Genomic DNA, 22,504 nt, shown 5'->3' with positions numbered 1-22,504 from the left:
TAAGGGCGGATTATAGCAGTTAGCCCCGGCCGTCGGCGCCATAAACTTGCAGCGTCCGGCGGGGAGCGCGGCCGCGAAACGGAAACGCCACGCGATGAAACAGACCGTGCCCATCCAGCCGGGCCAGCGCGTCCATCTGGCGCGGGAAATCGACCGCATCGGCTATATGCTGGTGTCGCGCTGGGAACAGCCGCTGGCCGCCCACCTGCTGTCGCTGGTGCTGCGCCTGGAGACGTCGGTGCTGGACGCCGGTCTCGGCGACATCGCCGCCGAGGCCAGGACGCTGGCGGGACTGTTGCAGCAATGGCTGCAACAGCCGCAGGCGCCGCCGTCGGAGCAGCAGCGCTACGGCCTGCTGCGCCACCATCTCGGCATCGTCAGCCAGCTGGGCCTGATGGAGAAACAGACCGGCGCCGCCGGCCTGGACGCGTTGCCGGTCTCGGCCGACGGCAACGCCAGATTGTATATGTGGCTGCCGCCGGACCTGGACACCGGTTCCCTGCAGCGGCAGCTGGCCTGTTTCGGCTTCGAGGCGACGATGCTGTCGCAGGCGGCCAAGCTGGCCCGCGCGCTGCAGACGGCGACGCCGGCTGCCGTGGTGGCCTTCACCGAGTTCGCCGACGGCGATCCCGTCGTGCAGCTGGCCCCGGCGATCAGCAGCAGCTGCCCGCTGGTGCTGACTTCGCCGCGGCGCGACTTCCCGGCCAGGCTGGAGGCGGTGCGTCTCGGGGCCAGCGGCTTTCTCGACTGGCCGTTGCAGGTCAATCGGCTGGTCGACCTGCTGAGCTTCGGCGACATCGGCGAGCGGCGCGATCCGCTCAGGGTGCTGATCGTCGAGGACATGGCCTCGCTGGCCGGGCTGTACACCCGGGTGCTGTCGGAGCACGGCGTCGAGGCCTGCAGCGAGACCCGTCCGGAGCGGGTGCCGGAGCTGATCGAGCGGCTGAGTCCGGACCTGATCCTGATGGACATGTACATGCCGCAGTGCAATGGGATCGAGCTGGCCAAGGTGATACGCCAGCAACGGCTGCTGGACGGCATCCCCATCGTCTTCCTGTCGGTGGAGAAGCGGCAGGCGGTGCAGCTGGATGCGCTGACGCTGGGCATAGACGGCTTCCTGACCAAGCCGGTGGCGCCGGAGGAGCTGGTGGTGACGGTGATCAACCGCGCGCGCCGCTATCGCAAGCTGCGCTCCTATATCGCCAACGACAGCCTGACCGGCCTGCTCAACCATTCCCATCTGCACGGCCAGCTGGAAAACGCCGTGCTGCGCGCGCAGCGCGAGGCCAAGCCGCTGTCGCTGGCGATGCTGGACCTCGATTATTTCAAGGCCATCAACGACACCTACGGCCATCAGGCCGGCGATCAGGTGCTGCTCAATCTGGCCCGTTTCCTGAAGGAGAGGCTGCGCCGCACCGACCTGGTCGGCCGCTACGGCGGCGAGGAGTTCGCCATCGTGCTCTCGGGCACGCCGCAGGACAAGGCGCGGCAGATGATGGACAGTCTGCGGCGGGACTTCGGCCAGATCGAGCAGCGCGCCGAGAGCCGCGCCTTCCGCCAGACCTTCAGCGTCGGCATCAGCTCGCTGGCGACCGCCGGCGACGCCATCAGCCTGGTGCAGCAGGCCGACGAGATGCTGTACCGCGCGAAGGCCGGCGGACGCGACCGGGTGGAGAGCCGCGGCGGCTGAGGCCGGAAAAACAAAACCCCCGCGGAGGCGGGGGTGTGCAAGGGCGGTCGAGACCGCCGATTCGCCCGGCAAGCGGGCGAACAATCCATCAATTACTTGATGTTGTACTTGATCGAGTAGATCACGGCGTTCTGGTACGCAGTGCTGCCCAGTTTCTGGTCGGCGTAGCGATACTGGATACCGGTGGTGATCGCCTTGGTCGGGGTCCACCACAGCGCGACGGCGCCGTTCTGGCCTACGCGCGGGCGGTCGCCGCTCTTGTACGCGCCGGTGAACTTGTCCTGGCGGTTGAATTCGGTCTCGTGCCATTGCGAGATCATCAGGTTCTGGCCGAAAGCCTGGAACGGATACAGCAGCACGTAGCCGGTCATGAAACCGTTGTAGCCGGAGCCCACACCAAACGAATCCAGTTCGTTATGCACGCCGAAGAACGGCTTGATGTTCAGCGCGCCGAAGCTCAGGTCGGTGCCCAGACCCAGTACGCGGTTCTGGGTGAAGAACTCGTTGCCGCGGGTGTCGTAGATGTGGGCGTACAGTTGTACCGGCACGCCGCCGACTTCGGCCAGGTTGTAGCGGCCGATCACCTTGGTGGTGTAGCGGCGATCCTTGGTGCCGGTGCCGTTGTTGCCCTTGCCCGGATTTTCCAGATCGAAGAAGCCGTACACTTCGCCCCACTTGGCGCCCAGGCCGCCTTCGGCTTCCAGGTAGCCGAAATCGCGCTTGCCGCTTTGTTCGGTGGTGCGGTCCGACCAGTCCAGCCAGTTGGCGCTAACGTTTGCGAAAGAGTATTCACCGCCGGCGTGAGCCAGTGCGGAAGCGGCCAACAGGGAAAGGGCCAGCAGCGACTTGCGAGTTTTCATTGTTTCACCAGACTATTTTCATGTAGTAACCGTCCGACAAGGCGTCGGCGAGCGCGCGCAGATTAGACGTAGAAATGGCCTTGTGCAAACAATTTGTCATGCTTCTGTCGCTTTTTTGCAAAGATTATTTGCTTTCTTGTAGCGAAATGACGAATAAATTACATTTTGTTGCTCAAATGCCACATGGAAATTTCTCTACGTGAAGATAAGTATCTGAGTACGCGCCGATTTCCGGTTTGTTTCAGGTCAAACCATCTGATCGGGCCAGCCGAAAATCCTCAGGTCCACCTTGCCGCTGGCATTGAATTCCACGCCCTCCTCCTCCAGCTGCAGCCGCTGCCAGTCGGCGTGGTGGCTGCCCGGACGCGACAGCCGGCCGCCGGCGCCGAGCACCCGGTACCACGGCGCGCTCACGCCGTCGGGCAGATTGCCGAGCAAGCGGCCGACATGGCGGGAGTGGCGCGGATAGCCCGCCAGCTCGGCCAGCGTGCCGTAGGTGGTGACGCGGCCCGGCGGCACTTCGGCCAGCAGCGCCAGCACGCGGCGGGCGAATTCGGGCGGCATCAGCGGTAGCGCGGATCAGCGACGTAGGGATTGCCGCGCTTTTCCGCGCCTATGGTGGTCAACGGGCCGTGGCCGGGGATGACCACGGTGTCGTCGGGCAGGATGAACAGTTTCTGCTGGATCGCGTCTATCAGCTGCTGATGGTTGCCCATCGGGAAGTCGGTGCGGCCTATCGAGCCCTGGAACAGCACGTCGCCGGCCACCAGCAGCTTGGCCGCCGGACTGTGGAAGACCACGTGGCCCGGCGTATGGCCGGGACAGTGGATCACGCCCAGCGTCTCGTCGCCGACGGTGACGGCGTCGCCCTCCTCCAGCCAGCGCTGCGGCGTCAGCGGCTCGCTGCGCGGGAAGCCGAACATCTGGCCCTGGGTGGGCAACTGGTCCAGCCAGAAGCTCTCGCTGCGCTCGGGGCCTTCTATTTCCACGCCCAGTTTGTCGGCCAGCTTCGCGGCGCCGCCGGCGTGGTCGATGTGGCCGTGGGTCAGCAGCAGCTTCTCCACCGTCAGGCCCTGGCCGGCGACCCAGGCCTCAATGCGTTCGATGTCGCCGCCGGCGTCGACGACGGCGGCCTTGCCGCTGGCGTCGCACCACAGCACGCTGCAGTTCTGGGCGAACGGGGTGACCGGGATCACGTGGTATTTCAGGGCCATGGCATTGCTCGCGGCGGAATCTCAATCCGCCATTCTGGCACGGCCGGCGGCGCTTGGGGAGCGGCGGCTACGGGTACAGCGCGCGCTCGATGAAGTGATGCGGCACCTTGGGCCTCGGCACGCGGGCGTCGAACCAGCCGCGCACGTCGCCGTCCAGGCCTATGCCGTGCATGAAGTTGTACAAGGCCTTGTTCAGCGCCTTGCCCATCAGCTCGTGGTCGGTGCCGGTGGGGTCGATGAAGCCGACGTCGTTCTTGGCGAAATCGCCTTTCGGCAACGGCACCAGCTTGACGCCGTACTCCTCCGGGTTCTGGCCGACCGGCGAGTGCACGGTGCAGGCGAAGCGGTGGAAGAAGCCGGACTGGATGCAGCCGTTGTCGAACAGCTGTCGCACGTATTCCAGCGCGTCCACCGTGTCCTGCACCGTCTGCGTCGGGAAGCCGTACATCAGATAGGCGTGCACCAGGATGCCGGCCTCGGCGAAGCCGTGGGTGACGCGCGCAACCTGTTCCACCGACACGCCCTTCTTCATCAGCTTCAAGAGCCGGTCCGACGCGACCTCCAGGCCGCCGGAGATGGCGATGCAGCCCGATTCGGCCAGGAGCTGGGCCAGCTCCGGCGTGAACGACTTCTCGAAGCGGATATTGCCCCACCAGGAGATCGACACCTTGCGTCGCAGCAGCTCCTCGGCCAGCGCCTTCAGCATCTTCGGCGGCGCGGCCTCGTCGACGAAGTGGAAACCGGTCTGGCCGGTCTCGGCGATGATGGCCTCGATGCGGTCGACCAGCAACTCGGCCGACGCCGTCTCGTAGCGCGAGATGTAGTCCAGCGTCACGTCGCAGAAGCTGCATTTCTTCCAATAGCAGCCGTGGGCGATGGTCAGCTTGTTCCAGCGGCCGTCGCTCCACAGCCGGTGCATCGGGTTCAGCATGTCCAGCAGCGACAGGTAGCGGTCTATCGGCAGGCCGTCCCAGGTCGGCGTGCCGACCTCGGAGAACGGCACGTCGGCCTCCTGCATGTTCACATAGCGCACCGCGCCGTCCTGGCGCAGGAAGGTGCGCACCAGCCGGCTCACGCCGCGTTTGCCCTCGATATGCTCCATCAGCGCCAGCAGCGGCCGCTCGCCGTCGTCCAGCGTCACGTAGTCGAAGTAGTCGAACACCCGCGGCTCGGCCAGCTCGCGCAGCTCGGTGTTGGCGTAGCCGCCGCCGAGACAGGTCCTGACCTCGGGCCAGTGGCGCTTGATGGTCTGGGCGATGCGGAAGGCCGCGTACACGGCGCCGGGGAACGGTACCGAGATCAGCACCAGCTGCGGCCGATGCTTCTCCATCGCCTCGCGCGTCAGCGCGTCCAGCGTGTCGTCGACCCAGTTCGGCGCCGCCGCCAGCGCGCGCGCCAGCGGTTCGAAGCTCGGCTGAGACAAGGCCAGCGATTCGGCGTAGCGGACGAATTCGAAGCGCGGGTCCACCGCCTCGCGCAGCACGTCGGCGATGTCGTTCAGATACAGCGTGGCCAGGTGGCGGGCGCGGTCCTGGGTGCCCAGCGCGCCGAAGGCCCAGGCCAGCGGGTCGCCGCCGTCCGGATCGTCCGGGTCGACGTAGACGTCCAGCGAGGCGAAGCGCGGACCCTCCGGCAGGTAGTTGCGGCCGGCGATGCGGTAGGACAGCGTGGCGTCGCGGCCCTGCAGAAAGCCGATCACCGCGTCCACCGTCGCGGCGTAGCGATCGTAGGAGATGTCGAACTGCATCATGCAGTCGGAGCGCTGGCGCATCGGGATGCCTTGCACGTGTTCGCGCAGCGTGGCCAGGCCGGCTTTGGAGAACAGCCGCAGCACCAGCGCCAGCGCCAGATCCTCCTGGAAGGCCGCTACGCCGCGCGAGCGCAGGAAGCCGGTCAGATAGGCGGTGGACGGATAGGGCGTGTTCAGCTGCGTCATCGGCGGGATGAGCGACAGCACGCGCAGGGAACTGGCAGACATGGTGGGTGAAATCCGGGCGGTGGTTCAAAAAGCATAGCCGGACTTGCGCCCGGCCATGAAGAATTGTCCCACAGCGGACGATGCGAGACTAGGCGGTCTTGGCGCCGAACTGCTCGAAGGCGGCCAAAGCGTGGGCGGAATACATCAGCGACGGGCCGCCGCCCATGTAGACGGCCATCGCCAGCGCTTCCTCCACTTCCGTCTTGCTGGCGCCCAGCTTGACCAGGGCCTGCGCGTGGAAGCCCAGGCAACCGTCGCAGCGCGCGGCCACGCCCAGCGCCAGCGCGATCAGTTCCTTGGTCTTCTTGTCCAGCGCGCCGTCGCGGGTGGCGGCGCGGGCCATGTCGTTGAAGCCCTGCATCACATCCGGCACGTCGGCGCGCAGCGTGGCCAAGTGCTTGGAGATGGCGTGGGTCAGTTCCGGGTAGTTGACTTCGTTGCTCATGCTCGGACTTCCTATCTCGAGGTGGGGCGGCGATCCGCCAAATAGTTTATTGATTTATATAATATCAATTGATATATTGAAGTCAAGCCGTTCCGCAAGAGAGTCCGCCATGAATCCAACCGCCCCCGATTTCGCCCAGATGCGCGCCGCCGCCGGCCAGGCCTGCGGCCTGCTGCGCGCGCTGGCCAATGAAGATCGCCTGCTGCTGCTGTGCCGGCTGAGCCAGGGGGAACGGTCGGTAGGGGAACTGGAGGACGAGGTGGGCATCCGTCAGCCGACGCTGTCGCAGCAACTGGGCGTACTGCGCGGCGAGGGCCTGGTGGCCACCCGCCGTGACGGCAAGCGCATCTATTACTCGGTGGCGGACGCCAACGCGCTGGCGGTGCTGGCCACCTTGTACCAACGCTTCTGTCCCGGGGAGGACGCCTGATGATCATCGATTGGAGCCATTTCACGCCGTGGAGCGCGCTGGCCGGCGGCGCGCTGATCGGCCTGGCCGCCGCCTGGCTGGTCCTGTTCAACGGCCGCGTGGCCGGCATCAGCGGCATCGTCGGCCATCTGCTCGCGCCGGGCGGCGACAAGGGCTGGCGGCTGGCCTTCGTCGCCGGTCTGGTGTTGTCGCCTTGGTTGTACCGGCTGTTCGCCGCGCCGCCCGATATCCGGCTGGACGGCGGCTGGGGGCTGCTGATCGCCGCCGGGCTCTTGGTCGGCTACGGCAGCCGCCTGAGCTCGGGCTGCACCAGCGGCCATGGCGTGTGCGGGCTGGCGCGGTTGTCGCCGCGTTCGCTGGCGGCGACGCTGAGCTTCATGGCCGCCGGTTTCGCCGTCGTCCTGCTGGCGCGGCACTGGGTCGGATAGGAGGACAAGATGAAGCTTGTCAGCGCTTTTCTGGCTGGACTGATCTTCGGCATCGGCCTGATCGCGGCCGGCATGGCCAATCCGGCCAAGGTGCTGGGTTTCCTGGACCTGGCCGGCCGTTGGGATCCGTCGCTGGCGCTGGTGATGGCGGGCGCCATCGCCGTGGCGCTGCCGGCCTTCGCCGTGGCGAGACGGCGTGAGCGCGCGCTGCTGGGCGAGGCGATGCAGTTGCCGGCCGCGCGTAGCGTGGACCGCCGCCTCTTGCTGGGCAGCCTGGTCTTCGGCGCCGGCTGGGGGCTGGCCGGCGTTTGTCCGGGACCGGCGCTGGTGCTGGCGGGCAGCGGCTTGCCATCCGGCTTGCTGTTCCTGGCGGCGATGCTGGCCGGGATGTGGGTCTATCGCGTCAGCGCGAGGTGAATGCCGCCGCAAAGGCATGGGCAACACGGGGCGCGGCGATCTATATTCCTCTTCATGTCATTCGAATGGAGGCGGCCATGAAGTTCTGGATAGGCATCGCGCTGTTGGGATCGGGGATGCTGGCGGGCGCGCCGGCGCGGGCCGAACCGGCGCAACAGGCGCGGCAGTGGTGCGCCAGCTGCCACGGCGCGGACGGCAACGGACCCGGGCCGGCGCCGAAGCTGGCCGGGCAGCAGGCCGGCTACATCGTCCAGCAACTGCAGGCCTTCCGCCTGGGGCAGCGCGCCGACGGCGGCGCCCACGCGGCGGCCTTGGCCGCATTGGCCAAAGACGATGAAGTCAAGGCGCTGGCCGCGTATTTCGCCGCGCAGCGGCCCGCGCGGCAAAAGCCGGCGGCGGGCGGCGATCCGGCTTTGCTGGCCGCCGGGCGCAAGTTGTACGCCGAGGGCAATCTGGCGGCGGGTACGCCGCCCTGCTTCTCCTGTCATGGCGACCGCGGCGAGGGCGGCTCCGCCGCGCCCGGACTGGCCGGCCAGCATGCGGCCTACCTGGCCCGGCGCATGCGGGTCTCGGACGCGCCGCAGCCGGATTCGGCGATGGAGATGCAGGAAATCCTGAAAACGATGAGCGCCGACGACGTCAAGGCCTTGCTGGCCTATCTGGCCACGCTGTAGCCGGGCAAAAGAAAAGGCCACGCGAGCGCGGCCCCAAGTTTCGGAGAAAAACGCCTGCCCGGCCGGGCGGGCCGGGAGGACACGGACCGCGTCGGCGGTCCGGGTTTTTCTGGCGACGATTCTAACGCCGACGATGGCGCGCGGCAATCGGCTCAGTCGCCGAGCGCCGCCAGCAGTTCCGCCTGCTGCTCGGCGATCAGCGCGTCGGTCAGCTCGACCAGGTCGCCGTCCATCACGTAATCCAGCTTGTACAGCGTCAGATTGATGCGGTGGTCGGTGATCCGGCCCTGCGGGTAGTTGTAGGTGCGGATGCGCTCGGAGCGGTCGCCGGAACCGATCAGGCTCTTGCGCTCGGCCGCCTCCTTCTGGTTCTTCTCGCGCAGCTGGATGTCGTAGATCCGCGCAGCCAGCACCTGCATCGCGCTGGCCTTGTTGGCGTGCTGCGAGCGGCCGTCCTGGCACTCCGCCACAATCCCCGTCGGCAGGTGGGTGATGCGCACCGCCGAGTCGGTCTTGTTGATGTGCTGGCCGCCGGCGCCGCTGGCCCTGAACGTGTCGATGCGCAGATCGGCCGGGTTCAGCACCACTTCGGCGATCTCGTCGGCCTCGGCCATCACCGCCACCGTGCAGGCGCTGGTGTGGATGCGGCCCTGGGTCTCGGTGGCAGGCACACGCTGCACGCGGTGGCCGCCGGACTCGAATTTCAAGCGCGAGTACGCCCCCTGGCCGACCAGGCGGACGATCACTTCCTTGTAGCCGCCGAGGTCGGACTCGCTGGCGGAGACGATCTCCACCTGCCAGCGATTGCGTTCGGCGTAGCGGGTGTACATCCGCAGCAGGTCGGCCGCGAACAGCGCCGCCTCGTCGCCGCCGGTGCCGGCGCGGATTTCCAGGAAGATGTTCTTGTCGTCGTTCGGGTCCTTCGGCAGCAGCAGCTTCTGCAGCTCCAGGTCCAGCGCGATCAGCCTGTCCTTGCCGTCGGCGATCTCGGCCTGGGCGAATTCCTTCATTTCCGGATCGGCCAGCATCTCCTCGGCGGCCGCGATGTCGCCTTCGCAGCGTCGATAGGCGGCGAAGGTCTCCACCACCGGCGTCAGCTCGGCGTGCTCGCGGGTGAGTTTTCTGAAGGCCTCCATGTCCTGGGTGGCCGTTTCGCTGGCCAGCAGGTGGGTCACCTCTTCCAGACGGTCAGCCAGCTGCGACAACCTGGCTGCGATAGACGCTTTCATTACGACTCCGGATGTAAACGGTAAAGCCGCGCGATGGCCTGCACCTGCGCGTCATGCTCCGCGCCGCTGCCCGAGGACAGGGCCTGGGTCGGCGGGTGCATCAGTTTATTGGTCAGCTGGACGGACAGCGCCTCCAGCACTTTTTCCGGCGCGTCGCCGCGCGCCAGTTGTTTCAGCGCGCCTTCCAGCGCGTGGCGGCGGGCGCGGTCGGCCTCGTCGCGCAAGGCGCGGATCAGCGGCACCGTCTCGCGCTTCTTCAGCCAGTCGCTGAACTCGGCGACGCGCGCCTGGATGATGATCTCGGCCTCGGCGGCGGCGTTCTGCCGCGCCTCCTTGCCGACCTCGACGATGCCGGCGATGTCGTCGACGCTGTACAGGAACACGTCGTCCAGCTTGCCGACCTCCAGCTCGACGTCGCGCGGCACGGCGAGGTCCAGCATGAACATCGGCCGGTGGCGGCGCGCCTTGATCGCCCGCTCCACCATGCCCTTGCCTATGATGGGCAGCTGGCTGGCGGTGGAGGTGACCACCACGTCGTAGCGCGACAGCGACTCCGGCAGCTCGGCCAGCGTCACCGCGTTGCCGCCGAACTGCTCGGCCAGCCGCTGGCCGCGCTCCAGCGTGCGGTTGGCGACGGTGATACAGGACGGGTTGCGCGCCGCGAAGTGCGTCGCCACCAGTTCTATCATCTCGCCGGCGCCGACGAAGAGCACGTTCAGCTCGGCGATGGACGGGAAGATCTGCTCGGCCAGCTTGACCGCCGCCGCCGACATCGACACCGAGCTGGCGCCGACCGCGGTGCTGGAACGCACCTCCTTGGCGACGGCGAAGGTGCGCTGGAACAGGCCGTTCAGCAGCGTGCCCAGGGTGCCGGCGTGTTCGGCGCTGCGCACCGCGTCCTTCAACTGGCCCAGTATCTGCGTCTCGCCCAGCACCATCGAATCCAGCCCCGAGGCCACCCGGAACGCGTGGCGCGCGGCATTGGCCGCCTCCAGCCGGTACAGATAGGGCTCGATCTCCGCCTGGCTCAGGCCGTGGAACTGGCACAGCCAGTCCAGCGCGGCGCGCGGGTCCGGGCTGCTGCAATAGATCTCGGTGCGGTTGCAGGTGGAAACGATGGCCGCTTCCCGCGCGGCCTGCGACGCCACCAGGCTGTCCAGCGCGCGCGGCAGGGTTTCGGCCGGAAAGGCCAGCTTTTCCCGTATCGACAGCGGAGCCGTGTGGTGGTTGAGTCCGAAGGCAAGCAGATGCATGGGCGGAAACGCCGCAGACGAAAACAGGACATTCTAGCCTAAGTCATCGGCGGCGTCCCGCCGGGCATCGGGTCCGCCTTGGCGGAGCCCGGCCGGTCGGCCTCGCAGCCGCGCGGCTGTTGTGTCGTTGATACACGAACAAAATATCGTCGCCGCGCGGGTTAACAAAAAAACATAATCTTAATCAAAACGTTAACAAATTGTCTTCAACGGTTCGGCAAACCCTTCTCCGGACAGCGCCGGCAATATAGTTGCCTCGGGCATCGTTTAATGCCAACTTCATTACCCTGGCGCGCGTTTCAGAAAGATGACGACGCCGGAGCAGACTTGCGCCCATGCAGCGCGAGCATCGTGATGAACGAAGGGAAACAAGATGAGAATCACTGTCCTGGCCCAGGCGATCGCCGCCATCGGCCTGCTGGGGAGCGGCTGCGCGCACGCCGCCGATGGAAATGACAATCAGCTGGAACGGGTGACCATCACCGGTTCCAACATCAAGCGAATCAACAAGGAAGGCCCCACAGCGGTTGAGACCATCAAGCGGGCCGATATTGAAAAGAGCGGGGCCAATACGGTTGTCGAGCTGTTGGAGAAAGTCCCGTCGATTACTGGCGTGATGACCGGCTCCAGCCAAACTTCTTTCGCAAAGGGCGCGGCTTCAGCTTCTTTGCGAGGCATGGGCGAGAAATATACGCTGGTCCTGTTGAATGGCCGTCGCATCGCGAATTACGGTTTTGCCAATGGTGCCTCAAGCACTTTCGTCGATCTGAACAGTTTGCCACTGCAAGCTATCGAGCGAGTTGAAATTCTGCGGGACGGCGCGTCCGCGATCTATGGTTCGGATGCCGTTGCCGGTGTGGTGAACTTCATCACCCGGAAGAATTACCAGGGTACCGACGTCAGTGTTCGTAATGCTGGCAATCAAGGTGGTGATGGGCAGTCGGTATCGGGCAATGTCACAACAGGTATCGGCGATCTGGACAAGGATGGTTACAACCTATTGGTTACTGCCGATTTGTTCCATCGTGAGGCGAGCTTCAAGCGAGATCATGATCTGACCCAGACGGCTGATTATCGCCGTTTTGGCGGTACACTCGGTTACCTGTCGACCTTGTACCCTGGGTCGGTGCGCGATATCAAGGCTGCTGATTCCCAGGCTATTCCTGGGTGTCCTCCTGGTCGCATTGGCCTGAATGTTTCGGGACTGACTCGTTGCTTGTACGACCCGGCTCAGTATCAGGAGATTGAGCCACGCACGTCGCGGTTCGGTATTTCGACAGTTCTGACGAAAAAGCTTTCCGCTGACTCCGAGCTGTTTGTCGAGTTGGGACTTAACCATAATGAGACTATCTATCATCAGGATTATCCATCCTTCGATAGTGCGACGGGACGTTTGAACCCTAGCGCTGGCATGTATCCTGGCAAGTCATCTGACCCTGCGGTGAATGTCATCGGTGGCGGTGTCAATCCTGTCCAGGTGTACCGCGCGGTGTATGAAAATGGTCGGGTTCAGGATACGACCACTGGTGACAGCTACAGGGGCGTGTTCGGTTGGCGTGGCATGTGGCGCGGCTGGGATGTGGAGAGTGCGCTTAGCGCCAGCGAAAGCAGTGTGAAGACGGATCGTACCAATCAGTTGTTGAAGGACGCTACCGTCAATGCGTTGCAAAATGGCAATCGAGCACTGGGCACGGGCTATGATCCATTCGTTATGAACAATCCGTTGTCGAATGTGTTGCCTTTGCTGACAACAACCCATCGCAAGGCCACTTCCAAGCTGCAGGGCCTGGATTTCAAGATGGGCAACGGGGAGATGTTCGATTTGCCTGGCGGCAAGGCTGGCTTCGCTTGGGGGGCGCAGTATTCGCATGAATCGATCAATGATCAGCCCGATCCCCAGACCGTTGCGAACAACATCATAAATACCGGTGCTACCATGGCTAAGGGTAGCCGAAATGTATATTCGCTATACGGCGAATTCAGCTTGCCGCTGCGTAAGAATCTGGAAGTCCAGCTGGCACTGCGTGGCGACCATTACAGTGATTTCGGCAATACGGTAAATCCCAAGGTGGCGTTCTCTTACAAGCCATGGGATCAGCTGTTGTTGCGCGGCAGCGCCACGACCTCGTTCAAAGCGCCGACCCTGCCGGAAGAATATGCATCCACTCAAGCCTACGATAATAGTCTGATCGATGTGAAGCGCTGCCGTATTATGGGTGGCAGCTACTGTAAGGTGACATCCGCACGCGTGAATATTACTGGCGGTTCAAACTTGAAGCCTGAGAAAGCGACGAATCTATCGTTTGGCTTTGTGCTGCAACCGACTAAAGAACTCTCTGCTAGTGTGGACTTCTATTCGGTTCGTTCGAGGGACACCATCGATACGATTCCGACCAGCTTTATCATGGCCAATGAAGGCAGCGGAGGTCCGGGCAAGGTTTATCGTGATCCGGCGCTGCCGGGAGATTTGGCCAAATATCCTGGGCTGCAGCCCGGCGATGGCGCTGTCAATCTGATTGATGTGCCTTATGTCAATCTCGGCAGCACGATCACCACTGGCTATGATGTGGGGTTGCAATACGAACTATCTTTGGGTGGATACGGCAAGCTGCGTTTCCGTGATGATTTGAACAACATTATGAGCTTTCGCAAGTCGTACACTCAAAATGGCGCTGCACTCAATCAGTTGGACAATGTTTATCAGCCTAAATGGCGCAATGTGTTCTCCACGACTTACAGCTATGATCGTTACGATGTGATGTTGACGACTCGTAGCTATGCTGGCACACGCGATGTGTTGGATAGTTCGGACCAGGATGCGTCGCCGCGTATTCCATCATATACGATGTGGGACCTTGCCATTACTGCCCGCCCGCTTAAGAACCTTGTGGTGAATGCCGGTGTCAATAATGTATTCGGCAAGTCCGTGCCGTTCTCGGTTTCGTTGAACGACTTTGTTGGTAGCACACAGGATTTGTATGGTCGTTCGTATTTTGTCAGCGCACGTTATACCTTCAAGTGAGTTAGCCTAGACTTGTGAGACAAAGCCGCCCATCTGGGCGGCTTTTTATTTTCCCGTTCATTTCCGCCTCATGTCCACATGCAATATCCCGCCGTCGTCGTACGGCTCCGACACCGGCTCGAAGCCGAAGGACGCATACAGCGTGCTGGCGTCGACCTGGGCCGACAGCATGATGGCCGCGTCCGGGAAATGGGCCCGGCACTGCGCCACCGCCTGCGCCATCAGCGCCTTGCCCAGGCCCTGGCCGCGCGCCTCGGGCGCCACCACCACCCGGCCGACGGCGGCGGCGTCCGGATATTTCTCGCCGGGCGCGATCAGCCGCGCGTAGGCCAGCAGCCGGCCGGCGTCGTCGCGGCCGGACAGATGCAGGCAATGGGTGTCCACGCCGTCGACATCGCCGTAGATCGACTGCTGCTCGACGACGAAAACGCGGTCGCGCAGTTGCAATACCTGATACAGCGCATGCGGCGCGAAGCCGTCGAAACCGTGGCAGTGCCACGCTATCCTGTTTGCCATAGTAGAATTCCTCCATTCCGGTCGCGGTCGTCTGAGATGCTATACCATCGGCTGCTGCCGCGCGCCCCAATCCAGATCAAGACAGCAAGCAAAACATGAACGATCCCGATCTCTTCGCCCCGCCGGGCCCTGCCGGCGACCTGACGCCACCGCCGCCGGCCGCGCCTGAAGCCGCCGCCGGCGACTGGATTCCGCTCGACCTCTACGCCGAACGGGCCTACCTGGAATACGCGATGAGCGTGGTCAAGGGCCGCGCGCTGCCGGAAGTGGCCGACGGCCAGAAGCCGGTTCAGCGCCGCATCCTGTACGCGATGCGCGACATGGGCCTGGTCCACGGCGCCAAGCCGGTGAAGTCGGCGCGCGTGGTCGGCGAAATCCTCGGCAAATACCACCCGCACGGCGACAGCTCGGCCTACGAGGCGCTGGTGCGGATGGCGCAGGACTTCACGCTGCGCTACCCGCTGATAGACGGCCAGGGCAATTTCGGCTCGCGCGACGGCGACGGCGCGGCGGCGATGCGCTACACCGAGGCGCGGCTGACGCCCATCGCCGAATTGCTGCTGTCCGAGATCGACATGGGCACGGTGGACTTCGTGCCCAATTACGACGGCGCCTTCGAGGAGCCGTCGCTGCTGCCGGCGCGGCTGCCCATGGTCTTGCTGAACGGCGCTTCCGGCATCGCCGTCGGCCTGGCCACCGAGATCCCGCCGCACAATCTGACCGAGGTCGCCGCGGCCTGCGTGGCGCTGCTGGACGACCCCTCGCTCGATACCGACGGCCTGATGCGATACATCCCCGGCCCGGACTTCCCCGGCGGCGGCCAGATCATCACGCCGGCCGCCGACATCCGCGCCGCCTACGAGACCGGCAGGGGCAGCGTGCGCGTGCGCGCCAAATGGGAAGTGGAGAAGCTGGCCCGCGGACAGTGGCGCGCCATCGTCACCGAGCTGCCGCCCGGTTCGTCGGCGCAGAAGGTGCTGGCCGAGATCGAGGAGGCCACCAATCCGAAGCTGAAGGCCGGCAAGAAGCAGCTGTCGCAGGACCAGCAGAACCTGAAGAAGCTGATGCTGGACCTGCTGGACCGCGTCCGCGACGAGTCCGACAGCGAAAGTCCGGTGCGGCTGGTGTTCGAGCCCAAGTCCAGCCGCCAGGATCCGGACGAGTTCATGAACACGCTGCTGGCGCAGACCAGCCTGGAAGGCAACGCCTCGCTGAACCTGGTGATGATAGGCCTGGACGGCCGGCCGGGGCAGAAGGGTCTGAAGCCCATCCTCGCCGAGTGGATAGACTTCCGCCGCACCACCGTCACCCGCCGGCTGGCGCACCGCCTGGCCCAGGTCGACAAGCGCATCCACATCCTCGAAGGCCGGATGATAGCCTTCATCCACATCGATGAAGTGATACGCGTGATCCGCGAGTCGGACGAGCCGAAGCCGGACCTGATCAAGGCCTTCGGCCTGACCGAGATCCAGGCCGAGGACATCCTGGAAATCCGCCTGCGCCAGCTGGCGCGGCTGGAAGGCTTCAAGCTGGAGAAGGAGCTTTCCGATCTGCGCGAGGAGCGCGAGGGCCTGCGCCACATCCTGGACACGCCGGACGCGTTGACCAGGCTTATCCGCGACGAGATCCAGGCCGACGCCGCCAAGTACGGCGACAAGCGCCGCACCGAGATCAAGGCCGCCGAGCGCGCGGTGCTGACCCAGACCACCGCCGACGAGCCGGTGACGCTGATCCTGTCGCAGAAGGGCTGGATCCGCGCCCGCGTCGGCCACAATGTCGAGCTGGAGACGCTGAGCTTCAAGGACGGCGACGCGCTGGCGGCGACGGTGGAGACGCGCACCGTGTGGTCGGCCATCGTGCTCGACCACAACGGACGCGCCTACACCATCGATCCGGCGACGGTGCCGACCGGCCGCGGCGACGGCGTGCCGGTGGCCAGCCTGGTCGATCTGCAGGACGGCGCCAAGCCGGCCCAGCTGATCTCAGGCCGCGACGAGGACCGCTTCGTCGTCGCCGGCAGCGGCGGCTACGGCTTCATCGCCAAGATCGGCGACATGGCCGGCCGGGTCAAGGCCGGCAAGGCCTTCATCACGCTGGACGCCGGCGAGACGGTGCTGGCGCCGGTGCCGGCGCCGCAGGGCGCCGGCCTGGACGGCCTGCAACTGGTGGCCGCCAGCGACAGCGGCCGTCTGCTGGCCTTCCCGGCGAACGAACTGCGCGAGCTGGCCAAGGGCCGCGGCCTGATGCTGATGGCGCTGGACGACGGCGCGAGCATGACCGCCATCGGTCTGGTGGCCGGTGCCCGGGCGCTGCTGTCCACCACCTCGGTGCGCGGCAAGACGGCCGACGAGAAGCTGCCGCTGGAGGAGTTCGTCGGCAAGCGCGGCAAGAAGGGCAAGCTGATGCCGAAGAAATGGCTGGTCGGCGCCATCAGCGAGTTGCCGATGTGATGAGACCGACAGGCCAGCCGCAAGCCCTTTCGCCCCGCGCCGCGCTGTTGTTCGTCAACGGCTTCCGCGCCCTCTTGCTGCTGGTCCTGTTCCTGATGTCGCTGCTGTCCGGCAGCGACGGCCAATCGCTGATCGCCGGCGGACCGCGCTTCTATCTGTGGTCCGCCGCCTATCTGGCGCTGGTGGCCGGCTGGTTCCTGCTGCGCGACGGCCGCCTCGGGCACACGCTGCAACTGACGCTGGCCATCGCCGCCGACATCGCGATGATGGTGCTGCTGATGGCGATGAACGATGGTCTGCACGGCGGCTTCGGCCTGCTGCTGCTGCCCTATCTCGCCACCGCGGGCCTGCTGTCCTCGGGCCGCTACGCGCTGTTCTACGCCGCCATCGCCACGTTGACGCTGTTCGGCTACGCCGGCGTCGAATACCAGATGGGCGCCGCCCGCTCGTCCGATCTGTTCTACAGCGCGCTGCTGGCGATGGCCTGTTTCATGACCGCCATCGCCACCTGGCAGCTTGGACGGATGGCGCGCGCGTCCGAGGCGCTGGCCGCGCGCCGCGGCGGCGAAATCGCCAACCTCAACCATCTGAACGAGCTGATCCTGCAAAGCCAGCGCGACGCGGTCGTCGTGCTGGACGAGGGCGGTCACCTGCGCCAGTTCAATCTGCAGGCCGAGCGTTACTTCAGCCGCCTGCAGCGCGGCCAGCTGCTGCCGGAGTTGCTGCCGCTGGTGCAGCGCTGGCGCGAAAACGGCTATCCGGCGCTGTCCACCTTCGTCGAGCACAGCGTGCGCGGCCGCCAGCTGGTGGGACGGCTGGTGCCGGTGCCGGTGCCGGACGGCGAGTTGCGCGGCGTGGTGCTGTTCATGCGCGACATGGCCGACATGGCCGAGGAGGCCAAACGTATCAAGCTGGCGGCGCTGGGCCGGCTGACGGCCAACATCGCCCACGAGATCCGCAATCCGCTGGCCGCGATCAGCCACGCCGGCGATCTGCTTGCCGAGGACGAGGCCGATCCGGCGCGGCAGCGGCTGCTGCGCATCATGCGGGACAACAGCCGCCGCATCAACGGCCTGGTCGAGGACGTGCTGACGCTGGGCCGGCGCGACCGCGTCAAGCGAGAGTCCATCGAGCTGGCGCCGTTCCTGGCCCAGTTGCTGGAGCATTTCACGATGGCGCAACCGGAGGCGGCCGGCGCCATCCGCTGCGAGTTGCCGGACGGCTGCAAGCTGCTGTTCGACCGCGGCCACCTGGCCCAGGTGCTCGGCAATCTGCTGGCCAACGCCTGGCGCCACGGCAGCCGGCGGCCCGGCTCGGTGCGGCTGCAGGCCGGCGTGGCCGAGGACTGCCTGATCCTGCGTGTGATCGACGACGGCCCCGGCGTGGCCGAGGCCGACCAATCGCATTTGTTCGAACCTTTCTTCACCACGGACAGCGCCGGCAGCGGCCTGGGCCTGTACATCGCGCGCGAGCTGGCCGAGGCCAACGACGCGCGGCTCGATTACAGCCCGCCCGGCGGCGTGTTCCGGCTGATCGGTCACCTGGCTTATGACTAAGACACCGTTGCGCGTACTGGTCGTCGACGACGAACCCGACATCCGAGAGCTGCTGGAGCTGACGCTGGCCAAGATGGGTCTGGCGCCGGTGTGCGCCGGCAGCGTGGCCGAGGCGCGCAGCGCGCTGATGGCCGGCCCCTTCGACCTGGCGCTGACCGATATGCGCCTGCCCGACGGCGAGGGGCTGGAAGTGGTGCGCCATATCGGCGAGGCCGGCCTGGACGTGCCCATCGCGGTGCTGACCGCCTACGGCAGCGCCGACAACGCGGTGCGGGCGATGAAGGCCGGCGCCTTCGACTATCTGCAAAAACCGGTCAGCCTGGCGCAGCTGCGCAGCCTGGTGAAATCGGCGCTGCGGGTGGAGTCGCCGTCACGGCCGGCGCCGCAGCCGCGGCTGCTGGGCGAGTCGCCGGCGATACAGGAGGTGCTGCGGTTGGTGGAGAAGCTGGCGCGCAGCCAGGCGGCGGTCTATATCAGCGGCGAATCCGGCACCGGCAAGGAACAGGCGGCGCGGCTGATCCACGAGCTGGGGCCGCGCGCCGGCCGGCCCTTCGTCGCCGTCAACTGCGGCGCGATTCCGGAAAGCCTGATGGAGAGCGAGTTCTTCGGCTGCCGCAAAGGGGCTTTCACCGGCGCCGACGCCGACCGCGACGGCTTTTTCCAGCAGACCCAGGGCGGCACGCTGTTTCTGGACGAGGTGGCCGAGCTGCCGTTGGCCATGCAGGTCAAGCTGCTGCGCGCGATCCAGGAAAAGGCCGTGCGCCGGCTCGGCGCCAGCCAGGAGGAGGCGGTGGACGCCCGCATCATCTGCGCCACCCATCGGGATCTGGCGGCCGGGGTCGAGGCCGGCGCCTTCCGCCAGGACCTGTACTACCGCCTCAATGTGCTGCCGCTGAAAATGCCGCCGCTGCGCGAGCTGCGCGACGACATCCCGCTGTTCGCCCAGCGGCTGCTGCAACGCTATGCCGGCGACGACGGCGCGCCGCAGCTGACGGCCGATGCGCTGAGGGCGCTGCAGGACTACGCCTATCCCGGCAATTTCCGCGAACTGGAGAACATACTGGAGCGGGCGGTGGCCCTGGCCGCCGCTCCGACCCTGGGCCGCGACGATCTGCAACTGACGCCCCCGGCCGAGCATGCGCCGGAGCCCGGCAGCGCCGAGCCGCTGCAGGACTATCTGGACCGCGTCGAGCGCGAGGCCATCGTCAAGGCGCTGGACGCCACCCGCTACAACCGCACCCAGGCGGCCAAACGGCTGGGCCTGACCTTCCGCTCGCTGCGTTACCGGATGGAGCGGCTGGGGGTGAAGTAAAACTTCATCAAAGAGTGTCATTCAGTCAAGCCAGATAACCATTGCATCTGAGAATAATAATATTCACGTTAATTTATATTCGGATAATCTCTTTTAGCTGCTTGACACTTCTATTTAAGTGTCAATTTTTACATTGCCTAGGTCTTCCCATGAGGGTAAACTTGCGCGGTCATATGACATTGTTATAATTGTTGCGGGGATATGAGATGAATATTGCAGAATTAAAAAAAGATGTAATTGATCATGCCGATCAAGGTGAAAATGCAATACAGGAAGTGGTTGATCTGGAAAGTTTAGTAGAAGTATCTGGAGGGGCTGAAACTGATAGCCGATTTGCTAATGCAATAATATCAATCCCTTTTTGATTGATATTATTTTGTTTTTAAGTAGTGCTAAATTGAGCCTCGTATTTTATACGAGGCTCAATCTACTTTTGCTGGACTTAACTTGGTGGAGCTACTTTTCATGTATATGGAGGTGATTGTTAAGGTTGCAGAGACATGCAATTTGAATTGCACTTATTGTTATTATTTCAATTCAACTAACAATGATTTTCAGGAGAAAAAAAAGCTTATTGGAAAAAGTACTCTATCAGAATTGTCTTTATTTCTTGCTAGAGAGTCGATTGAGAGAAAGATAAAAATTCTTCAGTTGGATATACATGGTGGTGAACCACTTTTGATGAGCAAAAATTTATTGGATGATTTTCTTGGTGATGTGAAAAAGACTATTGATGCATCTACTGAGTTGAAAGTTGCGTTACAAACAAATGGTGTTTTGATCGATGACGATTGGATTGATGTTTTCTCTAAACATAACGTTTGCGTTTCTATTAGTTTGGATGGTAGTGCTGATGAACATGATAAGTTTAGATTGGATAAAAAAGGCAAGGGATCATACCATGCAGCAATTGCTGGATTAGGGCGGTTGCAGCGAGCCAGTTTGGCAGGTCGGATCTTACCGAATGGCATAATCTGTGTGGTAAATGGAAATTTTGATGGCGAAAAGATTTATAATCATTTTGTGAAAGAGTTGGGCGTCAAGTATATTCATTATTTATTGCCGGAATGTAATCATGATGTGGTTGTGGCGAATCAGGTGAAAAATATAGAAAAGTTTATTATTGAGACATTGCATGCTTGGCTAAATGATGGGATAGGCAAAGTCAAAGTACAAATGTTTGAAACTGCTCTGGGTAAGTTGATGAGGAAAAGGAACGCTATATATGAGTACATAGGGTTTACTGTCCGATCAGATGGGGCTATTAATCCGCCAGATGATTTACGCAATGTTTTTCCTAGCTTGTTTCACTCTGATTTTAATGTCAAAACAAATAGTGTAAATGATTTTATTGAGAGGGAAGATATTTCTATATTGTATGGGGAATTGAGTTCAATACCTGAGGCATGCAAGGATTGTGCATTTGTTAATGTCTGTCGGGGAGGGCAGGTATTTGGTCAGCCAGAAAATAGGTTTTCAACTAGGAATGGGTTAAATAACAAGAGCGTATATTGTGAGGTTTATAAGGCGCTATATGTGGAGTTGTGTAAGTACTTATATGGCAGAGGGATCGGTTGGGAGAGGATTGAGAAAAATCTGCAATAGTCATTTGCGTATAATTGAAATGTCTGATGGGCACCTGTTTTTATAAATTATTGAAAGGAATTTATAATGATTCGATGTGCTGTGCCTGCGGGATATGCTGATGGTGGAAATATTATGATGAGCCATGGTGTGGTATTGGCAAGGGAAACTCTCTATAAAGACACATATTTGAACCATGCATTCATACCAGATGGCAATTGGAATCAAATTGACAAAATAAAACTAAGCCAAATGGTTGACTTGGTAGATGGTATGAATAAATTCGAAGTGGCAATATTTGAGCTTGAAAATAAGCCTTTAAATATGCTATTAAGTAAGTCGGCATCTCCGAGTCCAATAGAAAGCCAGTGCCTTGAGGCAGAGAAACTTTTCTTTCAAGCTTTGAATGGTGTTGTAAGTATACAGGGAGAAACTAGATATCTTGGAGTCGAGACGACAAGGGACTCATCCCCGACAATAACATGGGATAATAAAGGTATTAGAACAGGGCTACATGTTGATTGTTGGTATGATAGACCAATCTCAGAAAGAGCTAATTCTGAAAATAGATTATGCTTAAACATAGGGGCGGGAGATAGGTATTTTCTATTCTCATTGATACCTATTGTCGAAATGAGAGAGCATGTGGCAAAGAAAATGAAATTAAGTGAAAGTGAATTGGAAAATCCGACAAACATCTGTGCTTATTTTTTCTTGCATTATCCCGATACACCAATTCTTGCTTTTAAAAATAAGCCTGGGCAAGGTTATATTGCATCTACAGAGTATTTGTGTCATGACGGGTTTGTGCCTGGCAGACACAAAAATGCATCAATATCCATTATGGCCAATTTAAAATTGCTTGGCTGATCCCGTGATGCTAATGGTCGATATGAATTAGTAATTGATCAAAAGAAATGGTCAGGGTTTTGTTAGCGTTTCTTGGGCATGGGGTTAAATTTGAAGGTTTTTAGCTTTGGCCACGCCCCGGCAGCGGTACAGCTCGGGTTCAGCAGCGCCAGCAGCGCGTCGACGCCGACGGCTTCGCCGCTGTTGATGCGGGCTATGAACGGAATCAGGCAGGCGAAGTAGCGGAATTCGATCTTTTCGCAACGGACGTACAGATACATCTTCTCGGTGGCGATGGACTCGCGTATCAGTATCCGGTACGGGGCCACCAGCCGTAGCCGGTCGCCGGGCTGGAAATCGGCCTTGTCGCCGTCGGCGCGCGGCATCGGCTTGTTGCGGTAGCCGCCGTTGCTGTGTATGCCGTAGCGCCAGTCCTGGTAGGCCACCCTGAGCAGATCGCCGTAATTCAGGTTTTTGCATTCGTCGGTGACGGCGTATTTCCTGACGATGTCGTCCAGGCCGCAGGTGTCGTCTCTGTGAATATTAAGAACTCAAATTATACCAATGAAGGCTAAGGTAATATAGTTAATTCATATT

At 62.2% G+C, this 22,504-nt stretch carries 21 protein-coding genes; 12 read left to right on the top strand and 9 right to left on the bottom strand.

The features are described 5' to 3' along the window. The first annotated feature begins 94 nt into the window (after nt 1-94). Nucleotides 95-1,690, top strand: a complete 1,596-nt coding sequence (locus tag WNM05_RS00300; RefSeq protein WP_434631418.1) for a diguanylate cyclase — start codon at nt 95-97, stop codon at nt 1,688-1,690. A gap of 92 nt (nt 1,691-1,782) precedes the next feature. Here the strand turns inward: WNM05_RS00300 and WNM05_RS00295 are convergent, their stop codons facing one another. The 5 genes from WNM05_RS00295 to WNM05_RS00275 form a co-directional block, all read right to left on the bottom strand. Continuing rightward, entirely contained in the window at nt 1,783-2,550 is a 768-nt protein-coding gene (locus WNM05_RS00295) for an outer membrane protein OmpK (protein ID WP_434631416.1), read from the bottom strand. Nucleotides 2,551-2,796: 246 nt separating this feature from the next. Then, nucleotides 2,797-3,114 carry an MGMT family protein gene (locus tag WNM05_RS00290; RefSeq protein WP_434631415.1) on the bottom strand — a complete coding sequence of 106 codons (318 nt, stop codon included), beginning with the start codon at nt 3,112-3,114 and terminating at the stop codon, nt 2,797-2,799. Next, nucleotides 3,114-3,764, bottom strand: coding sequence for an MBL fold metallo-hydrolase (locus WNM05_RS00285; protein ID WP_434631413.1), 651 nt, complete (start codon nt 3,762-3,764; stop codon nt 3,114-3,116). Before WNM05_RS00285 ends, WNM05_RS00290 begins: the two co-directional genes overlap by 1 nt. A gap of 67 nt (nt 3,765-3,831) precedes the next feature. Continuing rightward, on the bottom strand, nt 3,832-5,742 hold the full coding sequence (locus WNM05_RS00280; RefSeq protein ID WP_434631410.1) for a B12-binding domain-containing radical SAM protein: 1,911 nt from the start codon (nt 5,740-5,742) through the stop codon (nt 3,832-3,834). 88 nt (nt 5,743-5,830) lie between these two features. Further along, complete coding sequence (locus WNM05_RS00275) at nt 5,831-6,187, bottom strand: carboxymuconolactone decarboxylase family protein (protein ID WP_043613287.1); 357 nt, start codon at nt 6,185-6,187, stop codon at nt 5,831-5,833. 109 nt (nt 6,188-6,296) lie between these two features. Here WNM05_RS00275 and WNM05_RS00270 point away from each other — a divergent pair, with 109 nt between their 5' ends. From WNM05_RS00270 to WNM05_RS00255, 4 genes are all read left to right on the top strand, one after another. Further along, on the top strand, nt 6,297-6,617 hold the full coding sequence (locus WNM05_RS00270) for an ArsR/SmtB family transcription factor (protein WP_434631407.1): 321 nt from the start codon (nt 6,297-6,299) through the stop codon (nt 6,615-6,617). Then, nucleotides 6,617-7,045, top strand: coding sequence for a YeeE/YedE family protein (locus WNM05_RS00265; RefSeq protein ID WP_434631404.1), 429 nt, complete (start codon nt 6,617-6,619; stop codon nt 7,043-7,045). The genes WNM05_RS00270 and WNM05_RS00265 overlap by 1 nt, the downstream gene beginning before the upstream one ends. A 9-nt stretch (nt 7,046-7,054) precedes the next feature. After that, nucleotides 7,055-7,462 (top strand): DUF6691 family protein, encoded by a 408-nt coding sequence (locus tag WNM05_RS00260; RefSeq protein WP_434631401.1) that lies wholly within the window; start codon nt 7,055-7,057, stop codon nt 7,460-7,462. Nucleotides 7,463-7,539: 77 nt separating this feature from the next. Beyond that, entirely contained in the window at nt 7,540-8,136 is a 597-nt protein-coding gene (locus tag WNM05_RS00255) for a c-type cytochrome (protein WP_434631398.1), read from the top strand. A gap of 152 nt (nt 8,137-8,288) precedes the next feature. Here the strand turns inward: WNM05_RS00255 and prfA are convergent, their stop codons facing one another. Next, a complete protein-coding gene (prfA, locus tag WNM05_RS00250) occupies nt 8,289-9,365 on the bottom strand; it encodes a peptide chain release factor 1 (RefSeq protein WP_434631395.1) in 1,077 nt (358 codons plus the stop codon). Continuing rightward, nucleotides 9,365-10,618: a glutamyl-tRNA reductase gene (hemA, locus tag WNM05_RS00245; protein ID WP_434631392.1), complete on the bottom strand. Its 1,254-nt coding sequence runs from the start codon at nt 10,616-10,618 to the stop codon at nt 9,365-9,367. The genes prfA and hemA overlap by 1 nt, the downstream gene beginning before the upstream one ends. 373 nt (nt 10,619-10,991) lie before the next feature. Between hemA and WNM05_RS00240 the strand changes: the two genes are divergently transcribed. After that, on the top strand, nt 10,992-13,640 hold the full coding sequence (locus WNM05_RS00240; protein WP_434631389.1) for a TonB-dependent receptor plug domain-containing protein: 2,649 nt from the start codon (nt 10,992-10,994) through the stop codon (nt 13,638-13,640). Nucleotides 13,641-13,697: 57 nt separating this feature from the next. Here the strand turns inward: WNM05_RS00240 and WNM05_RS00235 are convergent, their stop codons facing one another. Beyond that, nucleotides 13,698-14,156: a GNAT family N-acetyltransferase gene (locus tag WNM05_RS00235; protein WP_434631386.1), complete on the bottom strand. Its 459-nt coding sequence runs from the start codon at nt 14,154-14,156 to the stop codon at nt 13,698-13,700. 95 nt (nt 14,157-14,251) lie between these two features. On the opposite strand from WNM05_RS00235, the gene parC reads away from it, so the two are divergent. The 6 genes from parC (at nt 14,252) to WNM05_RS00205 (ending at nt 21,928) form a co-directional block, all read left to right on the top strand. Continuing rightward, complete coding sequence (gene parC / locus WNM05_RS00230; RefSeq protein ID WP_434631383.1) at nt 14,252-16,606, top strand: DNA topoisomerase IV subunit A; 2,355 nt, start codon at nt 14,252-14,254, stop codon at nt 16,604-16,606. Continuing rightward, on the top strand, nt 16,606-18,162 hold the full coding sequence (locus WNM05_RS00225) for a two-component system sensor histidine kinase NtrB (RefSeq protein WP_434635188.1): 1,557 nt from the start codon (nt 16,606-16,608) through the stop codon (nt 18,160-18,162). The genes parC and WNM05_RS00225 overlap by 1 nt, the downstream gene beginning before the upstream one ends. After that, nucleotides 18,155-19,474 carry a sigma-54-dependent transcriptional regulator gene (locus WNM05_RS00220; protein WP_434631380.1) on the top strand — a complete coding sequence of 440 codons (1,320 nt, stop codon included), beginning with the start codon at nt 18,155-18,157 and terminating at the stop codon, nt 19,472-19,474. Before WNM05_RS00225 ends, WNM05_RS00220 begins: the two co-directional genes overlap by 8 nt. Before the next feature lie 206 nt (nt 19,475-19,680). Further along, nucleotides 19,681-19,839 carry a hypothetical protein gene (locus WNM05_RS00215; RefSeq protein WP_434631377.1) on the top strand — a complete coding sequence of 53 codons (159 nt, stop codon included), beginning with the start codon at nt 19,681-19,683 and terminating at the stop codon, nt 19,837-19,839. 100 nt (nt 19,840-19,939) lie between these two features. After that, on the top strand, nt 19,940-21,079 hold the full coding sequence (locus WNM05_RS00210; RefSeq protein WP_434631374.1) for a radical SAM protein: 1,140 nt from the start codon (nt 19,940-19,942) through the stop codon (nt 21,077-21,079). A 66-nt stretch (nt 21,080-21,145) separates the two neighbouring features. Then, nucleotides 21,146-21,928, top strand: a complete 783-nt coding sequence (locus WNM05_RS00205) for a hypothetical protein (RefSeq protein WP_434631372.1) — start codon at nt 21,146-21,148, stop codon at nt 21,926-21,928. Nucleotides 21,929-21,990: 62 nt separating this feature from the next. On the opposite strand, the gene WNM05_RS00200 is transcribed toward WNM05_RS00205, so the two are convergent. After that, nucleotides 21,991-22,353, bottom strand: a complete 363-nt coding sequence (locus tag WNM05_RS00200) for a hypothetical protein (RefSeq protein ID WP_434631369.1) — start codon at nt 22,351-22,353, stop codon at nt 21,991-21,993. Nucleotides 22,354-22,504 lie beyond the last annotated feature (151 nt).

The organism is Chromobacterium sp. CV08, assembly GCF_051129845.1.
Lineage (GTDB): Bacteria > Pseudomonadota > Gammaproteobacteria > Burkholderiales > Chromobacteriaceae > Chromobacterium.
Note: the sequence above shows the minus strand (reverse complement) of the source record. Positions and strands in the feature narration are given on the sequence as shown.